Consider the following 23,772-nt stretch of genomic DNA (forward strand, 5'->3'; position numbering starts at 1 on the left):
CTCAAGCGCCGATGAGCTTCTTGCCGGCGCGCGAAATCCAGGACCCCTTGTTTTCACGCGGCTCCAGCCCCTGACCCTTCAGCAGCTTGTAGGAATCCGCATACCATTGGCTGTCAGGATAGTTGTTACCAAGAACGGCAGCCGCGGTCTGCGCTTCGTCCACCAGGCCCATGGCGTAATAGGCTTCGGTCAGACGCGCCAGCGCTTCCTCGATCTGGTTGGTGTTCTGGTATTGCTCGACGACGATGCGGAAACGCGAAACGGCGGCGAGATATTCCTTGCGCTCAAGATAATAACGACCGACCTGCATTTCGCGGCCGGCGAGTTGGTCGCGGGCAAAACGGATCTTGGCCTGTGCGTCGGCGACATATTCCGAATCGGGATAGTCGTTGACGACCTTGTTCATCGCCTCGACGGTGCGCTGTGCTGCGCGCTGGTCCTGTGTCACATCGGAAATCTGCTTCGAATAGGCAAGGCCGATCATGTACTGAACATAAGCGGCATCTTTGGCGCGCGGATATTGCCGCAGGAACCGGCTGCCAGTGGTGATCGCCACATCGTTCTTGTTGGTGCGTGTGGCGATAAAAGTCTGCATCACCAGCGCCTTCTGGCCCCATTCGGTGAACGGATATTGCTTGTCGATCGCCTCGAACTTGCGTGAGGCTTCTGTCATGTTGCCGGCGTTCATGTTGGCAAGCCCCTGCTTGTACAGAACGTCAGGCGGATCGGTCTCGACGCCGAGCTTGGTGATGTCGATATCCGGATCGGACTGGCAGGCCGTGACGACGACACTCGCGCCGACCAACATCAACGAAACCGCGATCCCCCGCATCGTACCCTTCATTGCACCAGACCCTACATGCTTCATTCGACAGTTCCCACTTCCCGCGCAAATACATAAGCATCGGCTTCGCAATGGCGTTCTAGCCATAAAAGCATCCGCAGGGCAACGCAATGATGACGCATTAACGCATTTTTATGGCATCCACCCATGCAATCGCATGAATATCAGACGATATAACGCAACTTCTTGTTCGCATCACGAAAAAGCCGCCCCAAAGGGAGCGGCTTTTTCTGTCAATTGATAGCCTGCGAAGGAACTCAAGCAGACCAGGGTGCGAATTCCGGCATGTTGACAGCAACGAATTCGCGGGCGCGAACCATCTGGTTGCGGGCTGCCGGCGCTTCGACGATCTCATAGGCCGTGCGGTCGCTCAAAAGCGCCTTCAGCGCATTCGCATTGACCTTGTGGCCGCCGCGGTAGGAGCGGTAGCAGCCGATGAACTGCGCACCGGCAAGCGCCAGATCGCCCACGGCGTCCAGCGTCTTGTGACGGACGAATTCGTCCTTGGCGTAACGCAGGCCTTCCATGTTGATGACGCTGTTGTCATCGGAAATAACGACCGAGTTCTCAAGCGAAGAGCCGAGCGCATAACCGGCGGCCCACAGGCGCTCCACGTCACGCATGAAACCGAAGGTACGGGCACGCGACAGTTCGTTCTTGAACGTTTCCGCCGTCAGGTCGCCCTTCCAGGACTGCTTGCCGATCAGCGGCGTGTCGAAATCGATATCCACCTCGAAACGCGTACCGTCGTAAGGACGGAATTCCGCCCAGGAGGCGCCCGAATCGATACGTACCGGCTTCGTGACGCGGATGTAGCGGCGCTTCACGCCGAGGTTCTTGATGCCGACGGATTCGATCGCCTCGATGAAAGGCGCCGAGCTGCCGTCCATGATCGGAACTTCCGGACCGTCGACCTCGATGATGAGGTTGTCGAGGCCCATGGCGTAAATGGCGGCCATGACATGCTCGATCGTCGCGACAGACTGCGTCAGCGAGCGGCCGAGCACCGTGCAAAGATCGGTGTTACCGACATTGGCGGACACCGCCTTCAGTTCTGTAACGTTGCCATTGTCATGAAGGCGATTGAAAACGATGCCCGTTCCAGCTTCTGCGGGCTGGAACGTCATCGAGACCGGATTGCCGGAATGCACGCCAATGCCTTTAAGCTGAACAGCATGTGCGATAGTTGTCTGAAATCCGAGCAGTCCGATGGTCATGCGAATATGCCTTGTTTTGCAAACCGCGCCGCTTGGGCCAGCGCCGTTCAAAGTTTTCAAGCCGGCTTTTAACGACCGGCAAAGTCAATCTGTTCCTTTACCCAGTCTCATACATACGCACATGTAGGTGCCACGACAAATCACTGTTCGTTTCGGATTGTTACATGCACAAGCCGTTGAAAATACGAATTAATTTAGTGTTAACAACGTGAAATAAACAAAACGCCCGGATCGTGTGATCCGGGCGTTTCAAGGGGATTATGGAATCGCCTTTAGTTGGACTGGCGACGCAGGAAGGCCGGGATTTCCAGCTGATCGTCATCGTGATGGCTGGAGGAGGCAGGCGTTGTGCGGCCGTGGTCGTCAAGCTGGCCACGACGCGGTGCGTAGAGGCTTGCTTCCGGCGAAAGCGGCGCGCGGCGCTGCTGCGGAGCCATGCTCGGTGCGTCCATCATGTCGGAGGGAACTTCTTCTTCTTCGCGGCGACCAAGCGAGTTGGTGATGCGCTTCAGAAGACCCATCGGGCCACGCTCTTCCTGGGCGGCAGGAGCGGCATGGGTGCGATGTTCCATCTCGGCCTTGACGACCGGCGGGAAGTCTTCGACCTTCGGCATGCGAACCGGCTCGGGCTGGCGCGCAACCGGTGCGGGCTCCTGATAGACGGGCGCCTGCGGCGGCTGCATGCGCGGCGCCGGAGCGGAAACCTGTTCCGGAGCATGATAGGCCGGAGCCTGGGCTACCGGAGCCGGAGCCGCCTGCTGAACCGGACGGAGAGCCGCCGGCGCTTCAGCCGGAGAAGATGCAAACAGCTTGCTCTGCGGACGGAAGTCCTGTGCCGGCTGCTGGTGTGCGGCGAAACCGAGTTCACGTTCCATTTCGGCTTCTGCCGAACGGATGGTCTGCGCGATCGGGTCTACGGCCTTCGGTGCCTGCGAGACTGCGGCAGGCTGGACTGCGGCCGGAGCGGGAGCAACGGCCGCGGAAGGACGGATAAGCGGCTTTGCAGCGGCGGCTGCGGCGCGCATTTCGGCAACGTTCTGCTCGCCGACGCCTGCAACGCGGTCAATGCCGGTTGCAACGACGGAGACGCGGATGAGACCTTCCAGCGCTTCGTCGAATGTTGCGCCGAGGATGATGTTCGCATCCGGATCGACCTCTTCGCGGATACGGGTCGCCGCTTCGTCGACTTCGAACAGGGTAAGATCGCGACCACCGGTGATGGAGATCAAGAGGCCCTGTGCGCCCTTCATCGAGGTTTCGTCGAGCAGCGGGTTGGCGATGGCCGCTTCCGCAGCCTGCATCGCACGGCCCGGACCGGAAGCCTCGCCGGTGCCCATCATCGCGCGGCCCATCTCGCGCATGACCGAACGGACGTCGGCGAAGTCGAGGTTGATGAGACCTTCCTTCACCATCAGGTCAGTAATGCAGGCAACGCCGGAATAGAGAACCTGGTCGGCCATGGCGAAGGCGTCCGCAAAGGTCGTCTTGTCATTGGCAATACGGAAGAGGTTCTGGTTCGGAATGACGATCAGCGTATCGACGGACTTCTGCAGTTCCTCGATGCCCTGTTCGGCAAGACGCATGCGGCGGCCGCCTTCGAAGTGGAAAGGCTTGGTGACGACGCCGACCGTCAGGATGCCCTTGTTGCGGGCAGCCTGTGCGACGACGGGAGCAGCGCCCGTGCCGGTGCCGCCGCCCATGCCGGCGGTGACGAAGCACATATGGGTGCCGTTCAGGTGATCGATGATCTCGTCGATGCATTCTTCAGCGGCAGCGCGACCGACTTCCGGCTGCGAACCGGCGCCGAGACCCTCGGTGACGTTGACGCCGAGCTGAATGACCCGATCTGCCTTCGTCATGGTCAGCGCCTGCGCATCCGTGTTGGCGACGACGAAGTCGACGCCCTGGAGGCCGGCCGTGATCATGTTGTTGACAGCGTTACCACCGCCACCGCCGACACCGAAGACGGTGATGCGTGGCTTCAGCTCTGTGATATCAGGCTTCTGCAGCTGTATCGTCATTTTAACATTCCTTCTTTCTCTGGCCGCATCGCCCCGCTGGCCGATTCTTGAAACTCAACTCTGAAACCTCCGGCTTGCGCCACGAGGCCACTCAAAAACTCTCTTTCAGCCATTGCCCCACCCGGGCTATCCGGCCGCTACCGTTGCCGAACGGCGAGAACATTCCGCCTTGCGCAGCATGAATTTCGATATCCGCCACCTGCGGATAGATCATCAGTCCGCACGCCGTCGAAAAGGCTGGGCCCTTTGCCGCGACCGGAAGACCGGCCACACCCATGGGGCGGCCGATACGAACGTTGCGGGCAAGGATGCGCCGCGCCGTTTCCGGCAGACCCGTCAGCTGGCTTGCGCCGCCGGTCAGGACGACGCGCTTGCCGACAATCGGGCTGAAGCCGGACTTCTGGATACGATCACGGATCAATTCCAGCGTCTCTTCGATACGCGCCCGCACGATGCGGGTAACAAGTGCTCTTGAAACTTGCGATGGTTGATCGCGATCATCTTCGCCAATCGGCGGGATCGAAATCATGTCGCGCTCATCCGCGCCATTCAGCAAAGCCGAACCATGCACCACCTTCAGTCTCTCCGCATCTTCGATTCGTGTCGAGAGGCCTCGTGCAAGATCTGTCGTAACGTGATGGCCGCCAAGCCCGATTGCGTCGGTATGAATGAGCCGGCCTTCGGCGAAAACCGAGATCGTCGTGGTGCCGCCGCCCATGTCGATGGCCGCACAGCCGAGTTCAACTTCGTCATCCACCAGTGCCGCAAGACCGCTGGCATAGGGCGTCGCCACCATGCCCTCGACCGAAAGATGCGCGCGATTGACGCAAAGCTCGAGGTTCTTCAGCGCCGTGCGTTCGACAGTCACCACATGCATGTCGACACCGAGAAGATCGCCATACATGGAGAGCGGATCACGAATGCCGCGCTCGCCATCCAGCGAATAACCTGTTGGCAGCGAATGCAGGATCGCCCGGTCCTGGCGCATGGATTGCTGGCTTGCCGCCACCAGAACCTTGCGCAGATCGCTTGCTTCCACTTCCTGGCCGCCGAGATCGATGCTCGCGGTGTAGATATCGCTCGCCAGCCGGCCAGCCGACACATTGACGATCAGGCTGTCGACGGTAAGCCCCGCCATGCGCTCGGCCGCATCGACCGAAAGACGGATCACGCCTTCCAGCGCGTCGAGATCGGCGATCACGCCGGACTTTACGCCGCGCGAGCGCTGATGGCCGATACCGATGATTTCGACCTTATGGGTGCGACCCGGCAGGATTTCGCTTTCCTGGCGCGGCGTAAGCCGGCCGATCATGCACACGACCTTGGTCGAGCCGATGTCGAGCACCGAAACGATGTGGCTGCGCTTGGAAGACAATGGCTTCAGGCGAGGCAGGCCGAAATGGGAAGAACCGAAAAAGCTCATGTGTTCTTCTCCGCCTTCTTGAGAGCCTTGGTGCGCGCGTCGACAGCGGCCTGACGGCGCTCGGCGGCGCCCTCGGTCAGCTGGATCGTGGTGCGGTCCGACAGCCGCAGATCGACGGCGGCAACATCGCGCGACAGCACCTTTTCCTCGAGATCGAGCCGCGCCAGCAATTGTAGCGCCTGCGGCAGGTTTTCTTCCGGCAGCTTAACGACGATGCCGTTATCGAGATGCAGATCCCAGCGGCGGCCGGCAATGCGGACATAGGCGCGAACGCGGTTGCGGATTTCCGGCCAGTCGGCCAGTTGCGCGACAAAACCGGCAGCACCCGTTTCCGCGTCGCGGCCGACGAAGAGCGGCAGGGAGGCGAATTTATTATCCCGCAACGGCGCAATCACGCTGCCATTTTTTTCGATCAACGACAGTTCTGTTCCGTGCTGCCAGATGCCGAAGGCCTGACGCTCCTTCAGCCGGACTTCCACGGTCTTGGGATACACCTTGCGGATATCGACATCTTCCACCCAGGGAAGCTGCACCAGCTTGCGGCGCGCCGCATCGATATCAAGCGCTATCAGCGAGGTGCTGCCGTCGAGGCCGAGAAGCTGGAATACATCGATTTCGGAGGTCTGCCGGTTGCCGGAGACCTTCACATCCTCGACTGCGAAACCGGCAGCCGAGGTGGTCGTCTGGGTGACGATATTGGTGTGGCCACCGAGCGACATGCCGTAAAGCCCGATCACCGCGTAAAAGGCGAAAGCCGAAATCGTGCCGGTATGGGCGGGAATGTGAATGCGTCCGGTCGCAAGGCTGACACCGAAACGCACGAAGCGGCGCAGCGGACGCGGCAGCACCCTGCGATCGTCGGCATTGGCCGCCGCCGCATATTGCTCGCGCTGTTTTGCCGTCGACTTTTTGCCGGTCACCGCAAACACGAAGCGTCCTCCACCATCCAGCTGACAAGGTTACCAAAGGAGCGGCCAGCATGGGCCGCCATTTCCGGCACCAGGGAGGTCGGCGTCATGCCCGGCTGCGTATTCACTTCAAGCCAGATAACTTCGCCATCTTCTGAGAAACGGTCGTCGTAACGAAAGTCTGAACGGCTTACGCCACGGCATCCGATCGCCCGATGCGCCATAACCGCCAGTGTTTGAATTTTTTGGTAAATTTTCGGTGAAATTTCTGCGGGAATGACATGTTTCGAGCCACCAGCCGCATATTTCGCATCATAATCATAGAAATTGTGACCGAGCGGCACCACTTCGGTGACGCCCAGCGCCTCGCCGTCGAGTACACCGCAGGTCAATTCCCGGCCGTGAATATAGCGCTCGACCATGACCTGATCGCCGTAACGCCATTCCGACGAGGTGAGGATTTGCGGCGGATGCGACTGGTCTTCCTTGACGATCACCACGCCGAAGCTCGAACCTTCACGCACCGGCTTCACCACATAGGGCGGCGCAAGCGGATGTTCGCTGGTGAAATCGAAGCGGTTCATGACGCGCTCGGCAGCCACCGGGATGCCGGCAGCCGCGGCAACTTTCTTGGCCTGCGCCTTGTCCATGGCGAGCGCGGAAGCCAGCACGCCGGAATGCGTATAGGGAATCGCGAGATATTCGAGGATACCCTGAATGGTGCCGTCTTCGCCGAAGGGACCGTGCAGTGCATTGAAGGCGACGTCCGGGCGCAGCTCGTCGAGTACGGCGGCGATATCGCGCCCCACATCGACCCGGGTGACCTTGTAGCCCTCGTCTTCCAGAGCCTGCGCGCAAGCGTTGCCCGACGACAGGCTGACCGGCCGCTCCGACGAAAATCCACCCAAAAGAACAGCTACGTGCTTGCCGCTCATCGAACCCTCTGACACCAACTCTCCGTTACGAACCACGCCCCGAACCGACCGGATTTGACGAACGGTGATTCTGGCACATGATCCTTGAGATCAGTTAAACGCCATTAAGGTTAATGAATCGTTTACTTTCGTTAACCGCCGCGTCCAACGTGCCGAGTTTCGTTAAAGAATCAGCACCGATCCGGATTCCCTCCTTGGAATCAGAGAGTTGCACGGATTGCAACATACAGGTTTTCAATGATCGAAAATAAAACGGCAGCCGCACGGCGCCTGCTCTGCGATAAAGGCAAGGTCGAAACGTTAACAGACGGGATTATTCCCCAGGGAAAATTATCTGGCGTTTCAGCGTTTTAAAACCGCGGCCTGAATCAGTCTCTCAATCGCCAAAGCATCCTCGAGAAGTATAACCACACGTGTCGCGCTGATAGATCACAATATCTGCATTATTTCTTTTTTAGCATTCCCTGAGCACAAAAATTACGTTAACGCAGTCATCGCCTCCCAAGGCATGACATTGAAATCATTCAAAATGGAACCAATACCATGACCGACGCGATATCTACGGTATCGCCGACGGCTGACAATTCGAACGTTGTAAAGACAAATTCGCCTGCACGAGTTCTCACTGCCAGTCTGGTCGGCACGACCATCGAGTTTTTCGACTTCTACGTTTACGCCACGGCCGCAGTGCTCGTGTTCCCCACCTTGTTCTTCCCGAACAGTGACCCGATGACGGCGCTTCTGGCGTCCTTCGCCACCTTCTCCATCGCCTTTTTCGCCCGCCCGCTGGGCGCTGTGGTCTTCGGCCACTATGGCGACCGTGTCGGCCGCAAGACCACCCTTGTCGCCGCTCTACTCACGATGGGCGTCTCCACCGTCGTGATCGGCCTCCTGCCATCCTATGAGACCGCCGGCGTTCTGGCCCCGCTGCTGCTCGCGCTTTGCCGCTTCGGCCAGGGTTTCGGCCTCGGTGGCGAATGGGGCGGCGCCGTCCTGCTCGCCACGGAAAACGCACCTCCGGGTAAGCGTAGCTGGTACGGCATGTTCCCGCAGCTCGGCGCACCCGTTGGCCTGTTCCTTTCGTCCGGCGTGTTCTGGATCCTGCTGCACTTCATGTCTCAGGAAGCGCTTTTGAGCTGGGGCTGGCGCATTCCCTTCGTCGCCTCGATCATCCTGATCGCGGTCGGCATGTGGGTTCGCCTGTCGATCACCGAAACGCCCGACTTCCAGAAGGCAATCGAAAAGGAAGAGCGCGTGGCCGTGCCGGTTGCGGAACTGTTCCGCAACCACAAGCGCAGCCTCGTGCTCGGCACCTTCGTGGCGCTGGCCACCTTCGTGCTCTTCTACATCGGCACCGCCTATCTGCTGTCCTACAACGTCAAGGTTCTGAAAATCCCGTTCCTCGACGCGCTGGAAGTGCAGATCCTCGGTTCCATCGTTTTCGGCATCTTCATTCCGATCGCCGGCAAGCTCGCCGAAAAATTCGGTCGTCGTGAAATCCTGATCATCACGACGGTGCTGATCGGCCTGTTCTCCTTCCTGCTGCCCGGCCTGATGACCGGCGGCGAAGGCTCGATCTTCGTCTTTGCGGCTCTTGCCATGATGCTGATGGGCATGACCTACGGCCTGATCGGAACGGCGCTTGCCGCGCCCTTCCCGACCCGGGTGCGCTACACCGGCTCGTCCATCACCTTCAACATGGCCGGCATTTTCGGCGCATCGCTGGCGCCTTACATCGCCACATGGCTGCAGGTGAATTACGGCATGGGTTATGTCGGTTACTATCTCTGTGTATCGGCGCTCATCACGCTCGCCTGCATCCTTATGTCCCGCAAGGACGAAGTCTGATCTGAGATGCTCAACGACAAAAGCCCGCGAAACCTTCGTTTCGCGGGCTTTTGTCTGTCAATTTCTGCTTAAGCCACCGACTGACGCCGCTCGACATGGCCCACCATGCAGACGCGATTGCGTCCGCCATCCTTTGCCCGATAAAGCGCAAGATCGGCATTGTGCATGACCTTGTCGAAAATTTCGGCGTCGCCGCGAAAAGCGACACCAATCGAAATCGTCACCGTGATCCGAAGGCCTTGATGCTCCACCGGCGTCGCCGCGACAGCTGCGCGCACCCTCTCGCACATCTGCAGGAAAGCCAGCCGGTTGGTCTCCTGGACGACCACAAATTCCTCGCCGCCCAGGCGCGCGACATGCGCTGGAGGATCGAAATGCTCCCTTATCCGGCGCGCAACACTTGAAATGACGAGATCGCCGACGAGATGGCTGTGCCTGTCATTCACCGATTTGAAATGATCGATATCGAGGAAGGCGACGCAGTAGTCGCTGCCGAGTTTATCACATGCCGCATAAAGGCCGAGCCGGTTGCTGAGGCCAGTCAGGGCGTCCGTATGGCTCAGATGCAGAAAGCGCTCGTGGGATTGCACGAGAATTTGCACTTCCCTCGCATTCAGCCAGCAGACCAGCAATGTCACCGTAAACGCCACAGCCCCGCCAAGTGTCACAGCCAACATGATCCCGTTGAAGAGATCGGTCACAAGCCCGAACTGCGCAAGAAGCGTCAGGCCACCCGTGCACATCAGAATAACAATGAGCGTCACGAGACACGCAATACGAATGGAGAATTCCATCGGCTGGAGCCGCCGCCGACCCTCGAGCGTCGCGACCGAAAAACTCATCATCTCGATCGTTTTTTTCCAAAGATCCAACATCATGCTCAAGGGCACCTAGATCACATATTTCCGTTAGCATTACCTAATAAAAAAACAATATAAAATTCAAAACCGAGACATCGCCCAGGCCGATCAAGTATTTAACCCAAAAGATATAGTAAAAAACATTGATCGACCGTTACGATACACGCAACAGTCGATCAAAAGCAAATTTTCTTGTAATATGCAGTATTCACCGAGGTTTATGCCCCGAGGAACGGCTCCACTTCACGACCCGGCATGAAGAGGCCGAGGCGCTTGATTTCCCATTCCAGCCGGATGCCAGACTTCTCGAACACGCGCCTGCGGATGGTTTCGCCGAGATATTCCAGATCGTAACCGGTCGCATGGCCGGTATTGATCATGAAATTGCAATGCAGCGACGACATCTGCGCGCCGCCAATAACCAGACCGCGACCGCCCGCCTCATCGATCAGTTCCCACGCGGAATGACCTTCGGGATTCTTGAAGGTGGAACCACCGGTCTGTTCGCGGATCGGCTGCACTGTTTCGCGGTGGTGGCGCACGGCATCCATATCGGCGCGGATTTTCGCCTTGTCTTCCGGATAACCCTCAAACAACGCGCCGGTAAAGATCAGGTCCTTGTCGGCGTCGGAATGGCGATAGCTATAGCCCATATCCGCGTTGGAAAGCACATGCTGGTTGCCCTGACGGTCGACCGCATAGACCTCCACAACACGCTCGCGCGTCTCGCCGCCATTGGCGCCGGCATTCATGCGCAGCGCACCACCGATGGAGCCGGGAATGCCGTAATAGAAATGGAAGCCGCCAATGCCATTGTCCATGGCCATGGCCGCAATATGCTTGTCCGGGCAGATCGCGCCCGCCTTGATGCGGTTTTCACCGGCAAGCTCCACCTGGCCGAACCCCTTGGCCGACAGACGGACGACAACGCCCGGAATGCCGCCATCACGCACCAGAAGGTTCGAGCCGACGCCGACCACGGTCAAGGGCACGTCTTCCGGCAGAATTTTCAGGAAGGCGATCAGATCGTCCGTATCGTGCGGCTGGAACATGACTTCAGCAAGACCGCCGGCTCTGAACCAGGTCACGCGGTCCATGGGCGCATCCGGTGTCAGACGTCCCCGCAATTCCTTTACCCCGTCGCCGAGCCTCCCCAGCAATTTAACCCCATCGACCTGTCTCATTCAGACTTTCCTGATATGCTCTTCAATTCCGAAGGCAGTACTGCTGCCCATTGCGTGATATTTCCAGCCCCCAAGAGAACCACGAAATCACCCGGATTCGCAATGCCTGTCACCACTGAGGCGAGATCTTCCCGTTTCTCGAGAAAACGGGCGTCCCGGTGGCCCGCGGCTTTGATGGCCGAAACCAGCGCTTCCGAGCTTGCACCTTCGATAGGATCTTCGCCCGCGGCATAGACCGGGGCAAGAAGAATCGTATCGGCATCGTTGAAACAATGGGCGAAATCGTCGAACAAGCTGGAAAGGCGGCTGTAGCGGTGCGGCTGATGCACGGCGATGATACGGCCCTTGCACGCCTCCCGCGCCGCCCTCAGCACAGCCTTGATCTCCACCGGATGGTGACCGTAATCGTCAAAAACCTGCACCCCATTGGCTTCGCCCGTCAGCGTGAAGCGCCGCTTGACGCCGCCGAAGGAGGCAAGGCCCTTCTTGATGTCGGCTTCCGAAATGCCGAGACGATTGGCAACAGCAATCGCCGCCGTCGCATTCGACACATTATGGCGGCCGGGCATCGGCAGGACGAGGTCCTTGAAGGAGAAAATCTTACCGGTGCGGCGACGGCGGATTTCCACATCGAACACCGAGCGCGTGCCATCGATGCGCACATTCGAAAAACGCACGTCGGCCTGCGGGTTCTCACCGTAGGTGATGACTTTGCGGTCCTCGATGCGGCCCACCAGCGCCTGCACTTCGGGATGATCGAGGCACATGACACCGAAACCGTAGAACGGCACGTTCTCGACGAACTGTCGGAAAGCCGCGCGCACGGCATCGAAATTTCCATAATGATCCAGATGCTCGGGATCGATATTGGTGATGACGGCCACATCGGCGGGGAGTTTCAGGAAGGTGCCGTCGGATTCGTCCGCTTCCACCACCATCCACTCACCCTCGCCCATGCGGGCATTGGTGCCATAGGCATTGATGATACCGCCATTGATAACGGTCGGATCGAGATTGCCAGCTTCCAGCAGCGTCGCGACCATGGAGGTGGTCGTGGTCTTGCCATGGGTGCCGCCAATGGCGATGGCATTACGGAAACGCATCAGTTCGGCCAGCATTTCCGCACGGCGAACGATCGGCAGGTGCTTTTCCCGCGCGGCGATGAGTTCCGGATTGTTCTTCTTGATGGCAGTCGAAACGACCACGACCTCGGCATCGCCGATATTATCCGCCGTGTGACCGACAAAAACCTCGATGCCCTTGTCGCGCAGGCGCTGCACATTGGCGCTTTCGGCCTGATCCGACCCCTGCACGCGATGGCCGAGATTGTGAAGCACTTCGGCAATGCCGCTCATGCCGATCCCGCCTATGCCGATAAAATGCACAAGGCCTATGGCTTTCGGCATCTTCATGCCCCAACTCCTTCATTCTTCTTCTTGAATTCCTGTACGGACCGGCCTTCGGCAATCGCTTCGACCAGATCGGCCAGCACATCCGCCGCATGGGGCTTGCCGGTCGCCTTGGCCGCTGCTGCCGTTGCCGAAAGACGATCCGGCTCGGCAAGCGCCGACGACAACAGGCTGGAAAGCTTCTGCGGCGACAGGTCCGCCTGCTTGATGACGCTTGCCCCGCCCGCCGCCGAAAGTGCGGCCGCATTCGCCGCCTGATCATGGTCCAGCGCATGCGGATAGGGAACGAGGATCGACGGACGGCCGATCACCGAAAGCTCCGATACGGTCGAGGCGCCCGAGCGGCTGATGACGAGATCGGCCTCACCGATGCGCGAGGCCATGTCGCCGAAGAAAGGCGAAACCTCAGCCTTCACACCGAGCTTCTGATAGGAGGCGATGACGCTGTCCTTGTCTTCGGGGCGCGCCTGCTGGGTCACGACGATACGTTTGCGCTGCTCGTCCTTCATCAGGCAGATCGCCGCCGGAACGGCGCTGGAAAAGAACTGCGCGCCCTGGCTGCCGCCGAAAACCACAAGCTGGAAAGTCTCGCCCGTCTGTGAGGGCGTATAGGGAATTTCGGATGCCGCCAGCACCGCAGGACGCACCGGATTGCCTGTTGCCACCGTCTTGTCGGAATATTGGCCGTTGGCGGGCGGCAGGAAACCGCCGGCAATCGCCTTCACGCGTCCGGCGAGCGCCTTGTTGGCGCGGCCCATCACCGCATTCTGCTCGTGAATGATCGAGGGAACGCCAAGTCCGGTGGAGGCCAGAAGCGGCGGCACGGTGGGATAACCGCCGAAACCGACAACCGCGACCGGCTTCAGTTTCGTCACCAGCCGGCGGGCGGCACGCAGGCCCACCCATAGCTTCCAGAGCGAACGCACGACCGAAATCGGGTTCTTCGAGCCGATGGTGGCCGATGGCACAACGTGAATTTCATCGGCCGGAAACTTGCCGGCATAACGCTCTGCGCGGCTGTCAGTGACGAGATGCACCTGATAACCGCGCGCCTTCAGCGTATGCGCCAGGGCTTCCGCCGGAAACACATGGCCGCCGGTTCCACCGGCGGCAAGAAGAACAACACCCTTGCTCATGATCGTTTACTCCGCAGGAACGCCGGAACCGACGCGGAAGAAACTTCGCTCCTGCGCCCGCTTTTCGGGTCTGTGGCGTGTCAGCGCCAGAAGGAAGCCGGCGGTCACGCAGATCGCCATCATCGACGAACCACCATAGGAAATCAGCGGCAACGTCATGCCCTTGGCGGGCATCAGCTCCAGATTAACGCCGATATTGATCATCGACTGCATGCCGATTTGAAGCACCAGACCGGCCACGGCAAAACGGCAGAAATCGTCCTTCTCCTTGAAGGCGTGCGACAGGCCACGCAGCACGATGAAGGCAAAGATGGCGACAAGGAACATGCAGAAAACGATGCCGAACTCTTCCGCCGCCACCGAGAAGATGAAGTCGGTATGGCTATCGGGAATGATGCGCTTGACGATGCCCTCGCCCGGTCCGCGCCCGAACCAGTCACCGCGAATGATCGCCTCGCGGGCCGTGTCCACCTGGAACGTGTCGCCCTCTCCCGTCCAGAATCGGTCGATACGGCCCGCGACGTGCGGCAACATGAGATAGGCTGTAATAATGCCGCCGACGCCGAGGCCGCCGAGCATGATGATCCAGAACCACGGCACGCCCGCCATGAAGAACATGCCGCCCCAGACCACCGATGTCAGGATCGTCTGACCGAAGTCCGGCTGGGCGATCAGAAGTGCAGCTACGATGCCGAATGTGATGATGGCGAAGAGATTGCCTGGAATTTCCGGGTGGCGTGCTCGCTCCGCAAAGAGCCAGGCGCAGACGATGACGAAGGCTGGCTTCATGAATTCCGAAGGCTGGATCGAGAATGTGCCGATGGAAATCCAGCGCCGCGCGCCCTTGACCTCGATGCCGAAGAACAGCGCGAAGATCATCATCAGCAGCGACGCGATCAGCATGATGACCGCCACACGGCGCACCTGGCGCGGCGACAGGAAGGAAAGGCCGACCATGATCGCCAGCGACGGCACCATGAACATCGCCTGACGCTCAACGAAGAAGAAGCTGTTGAGACCGATGCGCTCGGCAACCGCCGGCGACGCCGCAAAGGATAGCATCAGCCCGATGCCCATCAGCGCGATGAACGCCGCCAGAAAGAAACGGTCGATGGTCCAGAACCATTCCGCGACCGGACCGCGATCAATTCGGCTTACCATGGCCTTCAGTCCCCTTTTCCAGAGTGAACGAGCATCGTCATGCCATCGAGCGCCGCAACCTGCGCGACAAACGAATCACCTCTGATTTCAAAGTTCTTATATTGATCGAAGCTTGCGCAAGCCGGGGACAACATCACGATATTGCCGGCTGTCGCGTCTTTTTCCGCATCCGCCGCCGCATGCTGCACCGCTTTGTCCAGCGTGCCGGATATTTCGTACGGCACCGCTTCGCCGAGCGTCGCTGCAAATTCCGCCGCCGCCTCGCCGATCAGATAGGCCTTGGCGATGCGCGGGAAGAGCGGCGCAAGGCTGGCAATACCGCCGGCCTTCGGCAGACCGCCCGCAATCCAGTAGATGCGTTCATAGCTCGACAAGGCCGGTGCCGCCGCATCGGCATTGGTGGCCTTGCTGTCATTGACGAAGGTCACATTGCCACGCCGGCCAACCGGTTGCATGCGGTGCTTGAGGCCGGGGAAGGACTTGAGACCGACACGAACCTCATCTTCGGAAACACCGACGGCGAGGCAGGCCGCAATTGCCGCCGCCGCATTCTGCGCATTGTGACTGCCGCGCAGGGTCTGGATACCGTCGAGATCGACCAGCAGCGAAGACGTGCCGCCATGAGCACGTAAGATGCGGCTGCCTTCGGCATAAAGACCTTCGGAAACGACATTGCGCTTGGAAATGCGCTCGACCTTCACACCAGCACGCTCGATACGGTCGGCAATCAGTGTCGAATAGCTGTCATCCACACCAACAATCGCCGTGCCGCTGCCGGCAACCAGCCGTTCCTTGACGTCGGCATAGTGCTGCATCGTACCGTGCCGGTCGAGATGATCAGGCGTCAGATTGAGCAGGATACCGGCGGTCGGATTGATCGTCGGTGCCAGATCGATCTGGTAGGACGAGCATTCCACCACGTAGAAGCGTTGCGCCTTGGGCGGATCGAGGCTCAGCACAGCCGTGCCGATATTGCCGCCGAGCTGGGTATCGCGGCCCGATGATTGCAGAATATGCGCGATCAGTGCCGTCGTCGTCGACTTGCCGTTGGTGCCGGTAATCGCGATAAAAGGGCAATCCGGTGCATGCGCCCGCCGCTCACGGATGAAAAGCTCGATATCGCCGATCACTTCGACGCCCGCCGCCTTCGCAAGGTCCACCGACCAATGCGGCTTCGGATGCGTCAACGGGACTCCCGGAGCCAGCACAAACGAGGAAAACGAAGACCAGTCAATCGTGTGGAGATCCGCAGTCGTAATACCCTCGGCCTCAGCCTTCGCGACACTGTCGGGATTGTCGTCGAAAGCCACGACATCAGCACCGCCGGCTACCAGCGCCCGCGCGGTGACGAGACCGGAACCGCCAAGCCCGAAGAGAGCGACCTTCTTACCCCTAAACGACGTGACCGGGATCATCGCTCACCTCAGCTTCAGGGTGGCGAGGCCGAGCAGCGCAAGGCCCACGGAGATGATCCAGAAACGGATGACCACCTGGCTCTCCGTCCAGCCCTTTTTCTCGAAATGGTGATGGATCGGCGCCATCAGGAAAACGCGTCTGCCGGTGCGCTTGAACCAGAAGACCTGGATGATGACCGACAGCGTTTCCATGACGAACAGACCACCGACGATGACCATGACGATCTCGTGCTTGGTGGCGACGGCGATGGAGCCGATGAGACCGCCAAGCGCCAAAGAACCCGTATCACCCATGAAAATGGCGGCGGGCGGCGCATTGAACCAGAGGAAGCCGAGGCCCGCGCCGATGACCGCGCCGACGATGACGGCGAGTTCACCCGTGCCGGGCACGAAATTGATCTGCAGGTAATTGGCAAAAACCGCGTTACCGGCGAGATAGGCGATCACGCCGAAGGTGGCGGCAGCGATCATGACCGGCACGATGGCAAGACCATCGAGACCATCGGTCAGGTTCACCGCATTGCCCGCGCCGACGATGACGAAAGCGCCGAACAGCACGAAGAAATAACCGAGATTGATCACGAATTCCTTGAAGAAGGGAAAGGCGATGGAGCTGCCGAGCGTGCCGCCATGCGGTGCGGAGGCAAGCGCCATTTTCATCATGAAGAACACGGCAATCGCCGCGATCAGGAATTCGATGCCGAGACGGGCCTTGCCGGAGAAACCCTTGTCGCTCTGCTTCGTCACTTTCAGATAATCGTCGTAAAAGCCGATGGCGCCGAAACCGAGCGTCACCATCAGAACGGCAACGACATAGACATTCGACAGGTCACCCCAGAGCAGCGAACCGCCGAGAATGCCGGCGAGGATCATCAAGCCACCCATGGTCGGCGTGCCGGCCTTCTTGAAATGCGTCTGCGGTCCGTCGGCGCGGATCGGCTGGCCCTTGCCCTGGCGCACGCGCAGCGAGTTGATGATCGCCGGTCCGAACAGGAAGACGATCAACGCAGAGGTGAACATTGCAGCACCCGCCCGGAAGGTGATGTACCGGAACAGGTTGAAGATTTGAATTTTATCCGACAGTTCGACGAGCCAGATCAGCATAATTGCCCTTTCAAAAGGCTATTTCAGACTTGGCGTTCCGTCTCGGGGAATGCCGGATACTTGTCAAGCAGGGCGGCGACAATCTTGCCGAAACCGAGGCCAAGTGACGATTTTACCATCAGCGCGTCTCCCGGTTGCACCCATTGCAGGGCGAAATCGGTGAGTTCCGCCGTCGTCGGGAACCAGATGACGGTGACGCTGTCCGGCAACGCGTCGCGCAGCGCGGCCATCGCTTCGCCCGCGAGCCAGACATGTTCGATACCGGCAGCAAGCAGCGGGCCGGCCAGCTCTTCGTGCAACTGCGCGGAAAATTCACCCATCTCCAGCATGTCGCCGAGAACCGCGACGCGACGGCCATGGCCCTGCGTCGGCGTTTCCGCCAGCACGGCAATCGACGCCCGCATGGAGGCGGGATTGGCGTTGTAGCTTTCATCGATCAGCAGGAAGGAGCCGCCGTTGATCTGAAGGTGGTGACGCTGGCCGCGCCCCTTCACCGCCTCAAGCGATCCAAGCACCTCGAAGGCGCGATCAAGATTGGCGCCCGTGATCGCCACGGCGCCGAGCACCGCCATCGCATTGTCTGCAATATGCCGGCCGGGAATGTTGAGATGCAGCTCGCTGGTTTCACCATTGAGGATCGCCCAGATCGTCGAGCCCGTTGTCGTGCTCTCGAAGTCTGCAAGGCGGAAATCGGCCTTGGCGTGCTGGCCGAAGGTGAGGATATGTTCGATACCCTGTTCCTGCGCCGCCTCTTCCAGCTGTTCGAACTGGGCGTTATCGCGGTTGAGGATGACCGAACCACCTTCTTCCACGCCTTCGAAAATCTCCGCCTTGGCGGCGGCGATCTCTTCGATATTCTTGAAATTGCCGAGATGGGCCGCCGCGATGGTGGTGATGATCGCCACATGCGGGCGGACCATCTTTACCAGCGGCCGGATTTCGCCGGAATGGTTCATGCCGATTTCGAACACGCCGAATTCCGTATCGGCAGGCATGCGTGCGAGCGTCAGCGGCACGCCCCAATGGTTGTTGAAGGACGCCACCGCCGCATGCACCCGCCCCGAAGGGGCCAGAGCCTGCCGCAGCATTTCCTTGGTCGTTGTCTTGCCCACCGAACCCGTCACCGCGATGATGCGCGCCGACGTTCTTTCGCGCGCGGCAAGGGCAAGCTTGCCAAGGGCTGCGAGCACATCTTCCACCACGATCATCGGCACGGTCAGACGACCGAGCGCCGGCAGCTTGGCTTCGGCAACGACCAGAAGTCCTGCCCCATTCGCAACCGCGAAACTCGTATAGTCGTGACCGTCCACCCGATCACCCTTGATGGCGAAGAACGCTTCGCCCGATTTGACCGTCCGGCTGTCGATGGAAATGCCGGTGATTCCGGTCGGCAGGTTGCCCACGGGGCGTCCTGCCGTGATGGCGATCATGTCGGCGACTGTCCATAACCAGCTCAAATCTTCGATCCTTCCAGCCCTGCCAGTGCAGCGCGCACCTGTTCATGATCGGAAAAAGGCAGCGTTACGGAACCGACGATCTGCCCCTCTTCATGGCCCTTGCCTGCGACGATCAGCGTATCGCCATGCGAAAGCAGCGACACCGCATGGCGGATAGCGTCCGCCCTGTCGCCGATTTCCAATGCGCCGGGTGCTGCCGCCATGACTTCGGAACGGATCGTTGCAGCATCTTCCGAACGCGGATTGTCGTCGGTGACGATGACGATGTCGGAAAGCCGCGTCGCCACCTCGCCCATGATCGGTCGCTTGCCCTTGTCGCGGTCACCGCCGCAGCCGAAAACGGTGATGATGCGGCCGGAGGTGAAGGGCCGCACCGAGGTCAGCACGTTCTCCAGCGCATCGGGCTTATGAGCGTAATCCACATAGGCAAGCGCGCCGTTCTTCGTCTGGCCCACGAGTTCCAAACGACCGGCGGCGCCAATCAGCTTTTCAAGCGCCTTCAGCGCCGTTGCCGCGGGAACACCCGTGGACATGGCGAGACCGGCGGCGACCAGCGCGTTGGCCACCTGGAAATCACCCGCGAGCGGGATGTCGACTTCATGGATGACACCGTCATGATGCACTTCGACCATCTGCTTGTGGCGGAAATGCTCGACCCGCTTCAAAGTGAGATACTGGCCATTGCGACCGACGGTGCGGACATCGAGACCTGCTTCCTGCGCTGCCCGGATCGCCTTGTCCGACCATGGGTCGTCGGCGAAGATCACGGCGGGAGCCCCTTTTTCCATCAGCGTATCGAAAAGCCGCATCTTCGCGGCCATGTAATCCTCGACGGTCGGATGGTAATCCATGTGATCGCGGCCAAGATTGGTGAAGCCGGCCGCAAATAGGTGGACGCCATCAAGGCGGCGCTGGTCAAGACCGTGGCTGGACGCTTCCATCGCAGCATGGGTGACGCCCTCGTCCGCAAGCTCGGCCAGAAGCGCATGCAGCGTCACCGGATCGGGCGTCGTCAGCGCGCCGTAATCCTCGCGGCCAGGAGCAATGACGCCGGTCGTGCCGATCTGGGCTGCGGCATGGCCGGCGAAAGCCCAGATTTGCCGTACAAAGGAAGCAACCGAGGTCTTTCCTGCGGTACCGGTAACGGCGACCATTATTTCCGGTTGTTTTCCATAAAAGCGGGAAGCGGCATGGGAGAGATAAAGGCGTGGGTCGGTGACGACCAGAACCGGCACGTCGGCTTCCACCGCGTGCCCGGAAACAACGGCAACGGCCCCCTTGGCAACCGCGTCCTTCACATAGGTCGTACCATCGGCCTTGGTGCCAGAAACCGCAACGAACAGGCTGCCCGGCGCAGCCTTGCGGCTGTCTGCGGTGATCCCCCCGATTTCAATCGCCCCGATCTCAGACAGGAGCAATTCCTTCAATTCCGGAAACGTATTTCCGGATATATCTCGCAAATTCATCGACTGTGTCCGTCTTGTCCCCCCGGCGCGAATCGCCGGAACATCATAAGCTAACAATCAATAAGACACGAGCAAGGCCGAGCCATCCTTGCCGAACTTCGGCTTCACGCCCAGTACGGCCGCCGTGCGACTGATGATATCGTGCACCATGGGGGCTGCAGACGTGCCGGCGAGCGCCGCGCCATTGCCCTTGTCCGTCTTCGGCTCGTCGATGAACGACAGCACGACATATTGCGGATCGTCCATTGGAAAGGCCGACAGGAAGGCGTTGAAGTTCTTGTCGTGCACGTAGCGGCCGTTGACGACCTTGTCGGCCGTACCGGTCTTGCCGCCGACGTTGAAACCATCGACACGCGCATTGCGGCCGGAACCGTTGACGCCGTTCCATTCGAAGAGGAAGCGCATATCCTTGCTGGCGCCAGGCTTCAACACCTGCTTTGCCACCTGATCCGCCTGTTCACGGGTGCGCGGCAGGAAGGTCGGTTCGATCAGTTTACCGCCATTGACGAGTGCCGCACCGGCAACCGCCGTCTGCAACGGCGTCGTGGAAACGCCATGGCCGAAGGAAATGGTGATGGAATTGATCTTCTTCCATTCGCGCGGCTGCGATGGCATCGCCACTTCTGGCAGTTCGGTGTGCATGCGGGTGAGAAGACCGAGCCGCGTCAGGAATTCCTTGTGGCCTTCGGTGCCAACAGTATCGGCGATTTTCGCCGTACCGATGTTGGACGAATACTGAAAGATTTCCGGCACCGAGAGCATGCGGCCCTTGCCGTGGAAGTCCTTGATGGTGAAGCCGCCGATGCGGATCGGATAACGCGCATCGAAAGTGTCACCGAGATGGACACGGCCCGAATCGAGGCCCATGGCAATGGTGAAGGACTTGAAGGTGGAACCCATCTCGAACGTGCCGTTCGACATGCGGTTGAGCCAGCCTTCCTTGGCGCCTTCGGCCGGGTTGTTCGGATCGTAATCCGGCACGGAGGCCATGGCGAGAACCTCGCCAGTATGCACATCCAGAACCACAGCGCCTGCGCCGATCGCACGAAATTTGGCAATGGCGGCGGTTACAACTTCACGCACGATGGACTGCACGCGCAGATCTATCGAAAGCTTCACCGGCTCCAGCGGCTGGTCGCTGGTCATGCCGAGCGCCGTCAGATCGGCCAGGCCCTGGCTATCGACGTAACGTTCCATGCCGGCAACGCCGCGATTGTCGATATTGACGTGGCCGACGACATGGGCGGCGGTCGGCCCGCCGGGATAAAAGCGGCGCTTTTCCGGGCGGAAGCCGATGCCGGGAATGCCGAGCGCCAGGATCTGGCTCTGCTGCTTCGGCGTCAGTTGGCGGCGCAGCCACTGGAAACGCGAGTTGGAGGTAAGCTTCTGATAGGTGCTGCGCTGGTCGAGATCCGGCAGGACGGTGCGCAGCTTCTCGATGGCCTCGTCGATATCGACAATGCGATGCGGCTCGGCAAACAGCGAGACGGTGCGAATATCGGTGGCCAGCACCTCGCCGTTGCGGTCGAGAAGATCGGGACGCGACGCCATCAGCCGGTCTGCGGGCGCGATGCTCGATACCGTTTCCTGTTCCGCCATGCCATATTGCACGAGACGGCCGCCGACGACGGCGTAAAATGCGACGAAGCCAAAAATGAGAAGGCCGACGCGGCTTTTCGCCTGCGCCGCGCGCTTCTTGCGCGCGCCTTCAAACGCCGCATGGTCGGTATGGATACCGGTGGTGCTGGCTGAAAAATGAGCCTTGCTCTTCAAAACCATGACGCGGGAGAGAAAAGACATCAGCGGTTCACCGATCCTGTTATGGTTTCATCCATATCGCCGGATTCATCGCCGGCGGCGGAAGCGACCGGCACAGGCGCCGGCGCCGGACGTGAAACGCGCGCACGGGGCGTGGGCACTGGAACGCCGTTTACGGCAATCTGGCCCGCGGGCGGCGATTTGGGCTTGGAAGCGCCACCCAGCGTGGCCCCCGGCTTCGAGCCGTTGACAGCGGCGGCGATGACATCCTCGACGCTCATTCCTTCAGGCTCGGGCGGCTGCGGCAATTGCGAGCGCAGCATCGGCAGTTCACGCGGCTGTGCCAATTGCGTCGGCAGGGTCGGCGAAAGACCAAGTTCGTCCTGATAGGCATTCACGAGCCGGTGCAAACGGTTCGGCTGCGTCAGCAGCGCCCAGTCGGCCCGCAGGAGATCGATCGTATCTTTCTCAAGCTTGATCTCGGCCTCCAGCTTGCGGACCTCTTCAAGCTTCAGATCGGCCTTGTGCTTGATCGAATAGGTCACGACCGCCGCAGCGACCATGACCCCCATCAAGATGACATCGAAAGTGCGCAGCATATCAGCCTCCCATCTTTTCAAGGCTGGCGAGATCGGGAAGCTCGAAAATCGAGAAATCTGCAGCACGCGCCGGTGCCGTGGTGCGCAGGCCCGCACGAAGCTTGGCCGAACGGGCCCGCGGATTAAGCTCCGCCTCCTCGTCGCTGGCAGCGATCATCGGCTTGCCGATATTCTCGAAAATGGCGGGCTTGTCCTCCACCATCGGCAGATGCCTCGAACCGGCGGCCTTGCCCGAACGGTCGGAGAAGAATTTTTTGACGATACGGTCTTCCAAAGAATGGAAGGTAACGACGACCAGCCGGCCGCCGGGCTTCAGAACCTGCTCGGCGGCAAACAAGGCCTGCGCCAGTTCGCCCAGCTCGTCATTGACGAAAACACGCAGCGCCTGGAACACCCGCGTTGCCGGGTGAATCTTGTCTTTGGCTTTCCGCGGCGTGACGATCTCGATCAGGCCCGCCAGGTCGCGGGTGGTGCGGAAGGGCTCTTCCGCCCGCTTCTTCTCGATGGCGCGGGCGATGCGACCCGGCTGCTTTTCTTCACCGAGAAAACCGAAAATGCGAATGAGATCGCCGACCTTCGCACGATTGACGACATCGGCGGCAGAAACGCCGGAACCCGACATGCGCATGTCGAGAGGGCCGTTCTTCTGAAAGGAGAAACCGCGTTCGGCCTCATCGATCTGCATGGAGGACACGCCAATATCGAGAACGACGCCATCGAGGCCGCTTTCGGGCGCATGTTTTGCGAGATCGGAAAATTGCGATTGAATAAGCGAAAGCCTGCCGCCATTGGCCGCGACCATCGCCTGGCCACCGGCGATCGCGGTGGGATCACGGTCCAGCGCGATGACATTTGCGCCCTGATCGAGGATGGCCTGGGTGTAGCCGCCGGCACCGAAAGTGCCATCCAGAATGACCTTGCCGGGGGCGGGTTCAAGCGCGGTGATGACTTCGCGAAGCAGCACAGGAATATGGCGCTGAGGTCCGCCATCGGCATCAGAAGATCGTCCGCCAGAATTCGCCGCCAT

The 23,772-nt window shown here is 60.0% G+C and carries 19 protein-coding genes; 1 reads left to right on the forward strand and 18 read right to left on the reverse strand.

The window, feature by feature from the left end:
- Position 1 precedes the first annotated feature (1 nt).
- The 6 genes from PL599_RS04590 to PL599_RS04615 form a co-directional block, all read right to left on the reverse strand.
- Entirely contained in the window at positions 2-868 is an 867-nt protein-coding gene (locus PL599_RS04590; RefSeq protein ID WP_269823650.1) for an outer membrane protein assembly factor BamD, read from the reverse strand.
- Between the two features lie 233 nt (positions 869-1,101).
- A complete protein-coding gene (lpxC, locus tag PL599_RS04595; protein ID WP_142911613.1) occupies positions 1,102-2,061 on the reverse strand; it encodes a UDP-3-O-acyl-N-acetylglucosamine deacetylase in 960 nt (319 codons plus the stop codon).
- A 272-nt stretch (positions 2,062-2,333) separates the two neighbouring features.
- Positions 2,334-4,082, reverse strand: a complete 1,749-nt coding sequence (gene ftsZ / locus PL599_RS04600; RefSeq protein WP_137410688.1) for a cell division protein FtsZ — start codon at positions 4,080-4,082, stop codon at positions 2,334-2,336.
- Positions 4,083-4,173: 91 nt separating this feature from the next.
- Positions 4,174-5,505, reverse strand: coding sequence for a cell division protein FtsA (gene ftsA, locus PL599_RS04605; protein WP_004442783.1), 1,332 nt, complete (start codon positions 5,503-5,505; stop codon positions 4,174-4,176).
- Positions 5,502-6,434, reverse strand: a complete 933-nt coding sequence (locus PL599_RS04610) for a cell division protein FtsQ/DivIB (RefSeq protein ID WP_162520299.1) — start codon at positions 6,432-6,434, stop codon at positions 5,502-5,504. The genes ftsA and PL599_RS04610 overlap by 4 nt, the downstream gene beginning before the upstream one ends.
- Entirely contained in the window at positions 6,422-7,348 is a 927-nt protein-coding gene (locus PL599_RS04615; protein WP_137410690.1) for a D-alanine--D-alanine ligase, read from the reverse strand. Before PL599_RS04615 ends, PL599_RS04610 begins: the two co-directional genes overlap by 13 nt.
- Before the next feature lie 543 nt (positions 7,349-7,891).
- Between PL599_RS04615 and PL599_RS04620 the strand changes: the two genes are divergently transcribed.
- Positions 7,892-9,196: an MFS transporter gene (locus PL599_RS04620; RefSeq protein ID WP_269823651.1), complete on the forward strand. Its 1,305-nt coding sequence runs from the start codon at positions 7,892-7,894 to the stop codon at positions 9,194-9,196.
- Between the two features lie 68 nt (positions 9,197-9,264).
- On the opposite strand, the gene PL599_RS04625 is transcribed toward PL599_RS04620, so the two are convergent.
- From PL599_RS04625 to rsmH, 12 genes are all read right to left on the reverse strand, one after another.
- Complete coding sequence (locus tag PL599_RS04625; RefSeq protein WP_077981677.1) at positions 9,265-10,074, reverse strand: GGDEF domain-containing protein; 810 nt, start codon at positions 10,072-10,074, stop codon at positions 9,265-9,267.
- A gap of 200 nt (positions 10,075-10,274) precedes the next feature.
- A complete protein-coding gene (gene murB / locus PL599_RS04630) occupies positions 10,275-11,240 on the reverse strand; it encodes a UDP-N-acetylmuramate dehydrogenase (RefSeq protein ID WP_077981676.1) in 966 nt (321 codons plus the stop codon).
- Complete coding sequence (murC, locus tag PL599_RS04635) at positions 11,237-12,652, reverse strand: UDP-N-acetylmuramate--L-alanine ligase (protein ID WP_271358924.1); 1,416 nt, start codon at positions 12,650-12,652, stop codon at positions 11,237-11,239. The genes murB and murC overlap by 4 nt, the downstream gene beginning before the upstream one ends.
- Positions 12,649-13,785, reverse strand: a complete 1,137-nt coding sequence (gene murG, locus PL599_RS04640; RefSeq protein ID WP_269823653.1) for an undecaprenyldiphospho-muramoylpentapeptide beta-N-acetylglucosaminyltransferase — start codon at positions 13,783-13,785, stop codon at positions 12,649-12,651. The genes murC and murG overlap by 4 nt, the downstream gene beginning before the upstream one ends.
- Positions 13,786-13,791: 6 nt before the next feature.
- On the reverse strand, positions 13,792-14,946 hold the full coding sequence (ftsW, locus tag PL599_RS04645) for a putative lipid II flippase FtsW (RefSeq protein ID WP_269823654.1): 1,155 nt from the start codon (positions 14,944-14,946) through the stop codon (positions 13,792-13,794).
- A gap of 5 nt (positions 14,947-14,951) precedes the next feature.
- Positions 14,952-16,361: a UDP-N-acetylmuramoyl-L-alanine--D-glutamate ligase gene (murD, locus tag PL599_RS04650; RefSeq protein WP_269823655.1), complete on the reverse strand. Its 1,410-nt coding sequence runs from the start codon at positions 16,359-16,361 to the stop codon at positions 14,952-14,954.
- A gap of 3 nt (positions 16,362-16,364) precedes the next feature.
- A complete protein-coding gene (gene mraY / locus PL599_RS04655) occupies positions 16,365-17,465 on the reverse strand; it encodes a phospho-N-acetylmuramoyl-pentapeptide-transferase (protein ID WP_003522196.1) in 1,101 nt (366 codons plus the stop codon).
- A gap of 23 nt (positions 17,466-17,488) precedes the next feature.
- On the reverse strand, positions 17,489-18,922 hold the full coding sequence (locus PL599_RS04660; RefSeq protein ID WP_077981671.1) for a UDP-N-acetylmuramoylalanyl-D-glutamyl-2,6-diaminopimelate--D-alanyl-D-alanine ligase: 1,434 nt from the start codon (positions 18,920-18,922) through the stop codon (positions 17,489-17,491).
- Positions 18,919-20,388 carry a UDP-N-acetylmuramoyl-L-alanyl-D-glutamate--2,6-diaminopimelate ligase gene (locus PL599_RS04665; RefSeq protein ID WP_269823656.1) on the reverse strand — a complete coding sequence of 490 codons (1,470 nt, stop codon included), beginning with the start codon at positions 20,386-20,388 and terminating at the stop codon, positions 18,919-18,921. Before PL599_RS04665 ends, PL599_RS04660 begins: the two co-directional genes overlap by 4 nt.
- 57 nt (positions 20,389-20,445) lie before the next feature.
- The gene (locus PL599_RS04670; protein ID WP_077981669.1) at positions 20,446-22,188 is read right to left on the reverse strand and encodes a peptidoglycan D,D-transpeptidase FtsI family protein; all 1,743 of its coding nucleotides are present in this window, start codon (positions 22,186-22,188) and stop codon (positions 20,446-20,448) included.
- Positions 22,188-22,745 (reverse strand): cell division protein FtsL, encoded by a 558-nt coding sequence (gene ftsL, locus PL599_RS04675; protein ID WP_077981668.1) that lies wholly within the window; start codon positions 22,743-22,745, stop codon positions 22,188-22,190. Before ftsL ends, PL599_RS04670 begins: the two co-directional genes overlap by 1 nt.
- Before the next feature lies 1 nt (position 22,746).
- Positions 22,747-23,772 carry a 16S rRNA (cytosine(1402)-N(4))-methyltransferase RsmH gene (rsmH, locus tag PL599_RS04680; RefSeq protein WP_077981667.1) on the reverse strand — a complete coding sequence of 342 codons (1,026 nt, stop codon included), beginning with the start codon at positions 23,770-23,772 and terminating at the stop codon, positions 22,747-22,749.

This window comes from Agrobacterium sp. ST15.16.055, assembly GCF_027956555.1.
GTDB classification, from domain to species: Bacteria; Pseudomonadota; Alphaproteobacteria; order Rhizobiales; family Rhizobiaceae; genus Agrobacterium; species Agrobacterium salinitolerans.